Raw genomic sequence first — 3,566 nt, forward strand, 5'->3', positions numbered from 1 at the left:
ACTCGCCGGCCGCGTCGAGTTCGGCCTCAGCCCGGGACAGGGTGATGACGCCGCGTTCGCGGTGGACGATGGTGTCGGGCTGCGGATCAAAGATGATCCTGCCGCGCATGACGCCACGGTCAGGGTGAATGTAGCGGCCCCTCACGGTGACCATCTCAAGTCCGTCGATCACGGGCATGCGCCAACTCCTCTCCAGGTCGGGCTCGGTGGTTTAGTCCAGGAAGTAGGTCACGAGGTCCAGGGAGATCCATGAGGGGCTGGCGGTGCCTGCGAACACCTTCACTTCGCCTGCGGTGTTGAGTTCGAGGCGGACCATGCCAGGGCTGCTGCCATTGCGGGGGCCAGCCCAGCCAACCGCTGCGGCTGGCCGCAAAGCTGCGGGCACCGTGGCGATCACGTCGGTGTCTGCGATGGTGCCGCTGGTCTTGCTGATCCGGCCACGGAGGATGACGGCGCTGCCGAGGAGGCGGTATGCCGGCGTGAAGCCGTGGCCGGGATGGGTGAATCCAGAACTCAAGGTGAGGGGGGCCCAGGCGGTGCCGTTGAGGCGTTCAGCGGTGATGACCATGCCGGGCAGCCAGGTCTCAGCCATAAGCTTGCTCCTTCTACAGGGCAACGAGTGCGGGCTGGGCCAGGTGTACGGCGGAGCCCGCTGGGTGGGGTTTCGTGACCTGGTTGACAGCCCGGGTCACGGTGAAGATTTGCGGCCCGGTGCCGCTGATCGCGTGCACCCGCATCACCTCGCCGCCCATTTCGATGTCGAACGGCAGCTCCAAGACGGCTGTGGTCCATGGGTGTTGCGGGCTGGTGACCGTCAGCGTTGTGCCCTGCTCGGTGAGCGGGGCGGCCAGGTGGGAGCCGCTGGTGTCCACGCGGTAGGGGCCGTCCGGTCGGACGTTGCCTGGATCGGCGGGAGCTACACCGGCGATACGGAAGGGGCCTGCGGGGCGGCAGTTTGCGCTGACGTTCCACCGGGTGGGGGTGATCGTTTCGCTCCAGCCGTCCAGCAGGACCTCCACGACTCCGGCTGGGTGCTGGGGCGGCAGATTTGTCACCCGGGCCAGGTCGCCGACCTGGACGCCGAGCCAGTCATCGATGACCTGCGGGGCCACGGCGAAGTCGCTGGCCAAGGTGGCGTAGCGCATCCCGGGCCACGTGCCGACGTACACCCTCCACGCGGCCTGCCCTGCCAGTTGGGCATCGGCAGCCGTATTGAGGGTGACCTGTTCGTCATAGGTGCCGCTCTGCACAATGGATGCGGTGTCGGTGGCCCGGGCGAACGAGCCGCCGCTGCGGGTGACGGTGACGTCATTACGCAGCCTTTGGTCGTCCAGAACGGGAGCGAAAGGGTTCGCGATCTCGCTGCGGCCGGCATCCAGGTCCAGGGCCGGTTTCTGGTTGTAGAGAGTGGTGCGCGGCCGGTATTCGAGTGCCATCTGATCGCGCTGTTCGCCGAGGTAGCCGCCGTCGACGGCCGCGCATTCGGCCAGCAGGTCGAGCAAGGTGGCCGGCCGCTGCGGACCCATCGCCACGGTAGCAGTGGCAGCCCCGGTGACCCGGACCGTGACGCCCTCCTCCTGGCACAGGCGGCGGATGCGCGCGGACGCAGTCTCTCCGGCGAATCCGTTGTCGGCGCCGTTGTAGACGGTGTAGGACACGGTGTCGAACACGGCGACATGACCGATCGGCATGCCGCTGAGGCCCGCACCAAATCGGGTGTCGATGGCGGTCAGCACGCCCGGCACCCCGGTGTAGGAGGCGGTGGATCCATATGCGGTGGGGTTGCCGATCGGATACCAGTTCAGCGCAACCTTTGCCGTGGATCCTTCGGTCACGGCAGACAGCCGCAGCCGGGTCCAGCCGACCGCGAAATCCCGTGGCGTGAAGAACAGCAGCCGTTCGGTCGCCGCGTCGGGATCGTTGGCCCGCAGGCCGTAGAGGCTGACGGCGCTGGTGCTGCAGGTGACCCGAAACCGCTTGTAGGGGCGGCCGTCGGAGACCACCTCCAAGATGGTGGTCTCCGCGGTGGGAAGGCTGGTGAGCTTGTAGACCATCTCGAAGTACCACTCACCGGCCGTCATCGCCCCGATGGTGACGGTCATGGACGTGGCCTCGCCGATGGTCGGCAGAGCGGTACTGCCCGGCAGGTCATCAGCTGCAGCGAACTGCACATCCGTCAGGACCATGTCCGCGACGCCTTCGATGGGACTGGCCGCGGCGGTGGCGTCCTGCCCGTCTTCCAGCGGCCAGTACGCCACCGGCAGCCCGGAGGGGATGCGGCGGCGCAGCGTGGACTGCAGTTCCTTGGCGCCCTGTCCCAGGCGGCGCAGAACCCCGGAGACCGTGATCGCGCACCGCGCCTCCCCCGCATAGTCCCCATGGGACAGGTCCCCATACGGCCAGGTCGGCGCCCACTCGTCCACGCTGCCCACGATGCGGGGATGCCAGTTGGTGATCTGGGCGGGCTCGGTCACGCTCCACAGTCGTCCGGCGCTGTCAGTGAACTCCTCGGTCCCGTCGGCCTGTTCGGTGAAGTCCGCACTGGCGGCCAGCGGTCCGTCCATGCCGTCACGGATCTCGACCCGGTGGAACCGGCCCACCGCCGGGGCCGCGTCCTCGGCGGCGCCCGGCACAGCAAGCGGTGCGGTCGAGGCGGCGACACCCATCGCCGACGCGCTCTGCGAAGAGTGGAAGAGCTGCCACGGGCCGGCCATGGAGGCAGCCCAGTACATGTCCACGGTCCGTGTCGCGGAGCTGGGGTTGAAGCGGACCGTCACTCTTACCGCGCAGCGCCCGGGCAGGTTCTCGGGCAGCGGCCGGGACGTGAAGTGCGTGGCGATGCCGTCCGGCGACCACCGCACAAACAGCACACCGGCAACCAGGTACAGCCGGTAGGCGTACTGGCCTGCTGGCCCCCATTTGGCGAGCAGCGACCCGGAGCCGTACCAGTCGACGTCGGCTTCCACCCGCAGGTCCAGATCACCGCGCACGTTCAGCGCGGGATCGTGCGTGATGGCTGCTGTCGGTGCCCCGGCTGTCGCGTCCAGCCAGGGGCTTCCGTGCTGGACGCTGATCCGGCACGGTACGCCTCGGCGCACGTTCGGATAGTGGGCGCCCAGGGCGTGGCCGGGGGTGTAGTGGCCGTCCGGGTTGTCCAGGGTGAGGGTGGCAGTCGCGGGCTGGGCGAGCGCGGACTCGTCGGCCTGGCCGCGCGCGACCGTGACCTGCTGGTCCAGCACGTCGCTCCACACGTTGGTCCACTGGCCCTCGGTGAAGGCCAGTTCGACCTTGAGCGGCAGCCGGTCTTGGGGGAACGCCACAGCAGGGCCTCCGTTCAGCTTTGTCCGAGGGCGGTTTGGACGTTGCCTCGGCCCTGCACGCGCACGGCGTGGCGCAGCCACTCCAGGAACAGCCGGTCTCCGTCGGCGCTGACGGTCACGGTGGTGTCGCCGGCCGGTGCGACGGCCCCGGAGGTGGGGCGGCCCACGTTGCCCGGCAGCATGGCGGCGGCGGCCAGTTGGGTGGAGGCCGATACGTCGCCGGTGTGGGCTTCGATGCCTTCGGTG

Annotated in this window: 3 protein-coding genes; all 3 read right to left on the reverse strand. The window is 68.9% G+C overall.

Annotation, left to right across the window (positions count from 1 at the left end; all coding sequences use genetic code 11):
- Positions 1-211 precede the first annotated feature (211 nt).
- Positions 212-592: a hypothetical protein gene (locus JAO81_RS41500; RefSeq protein WP_199553186.1), complete on the reverse strand. Its 381-nt coding sequence runs from the start codon at positions 590-592 to the stop codon at positions 212-214.
- Between the two features lie 13 nt (positions 593-605).
- Positions 606-3,320 (reverse strand): hypothetical protein, encoded by a 2,715-nt coding sequence (locus JAO81_RS41505; protein WP_199553187.1) that lies wholly within the window; start codon positions 3,318-3,320, stop codon positions 606-608.
- A 14-nt stretch (positions 3,321-3,334) separates the two neighbouring features.
- Positions 3,335-3,566, reverse strand: a 232-nt coding sequence (locus tag JAO81_RS41510; protein WP_199553188.1) for a hypothetical protein, incomplete at its 5' end; no start/stop codon positions are given.

This window comes from Streptomyces sp. N35, from assembly GCF_016464295.1.
In the GTDB taxonomy this organism is placed as follows: domain Bacteria; phylum Actinomycetota; class Actinomycetes; order Streptomycetales; family Streptomycetaceae; genus Streptomyces.

Coding starts and splice junctions, on each gene's coding strand:
- JAO81_RS41500 (WP_199553186.1), bottom strand. CDS start 592: ATGGCTGAGACCTGGCTGCCCGGCATGGTCATCACCGCTGAACGCCTC.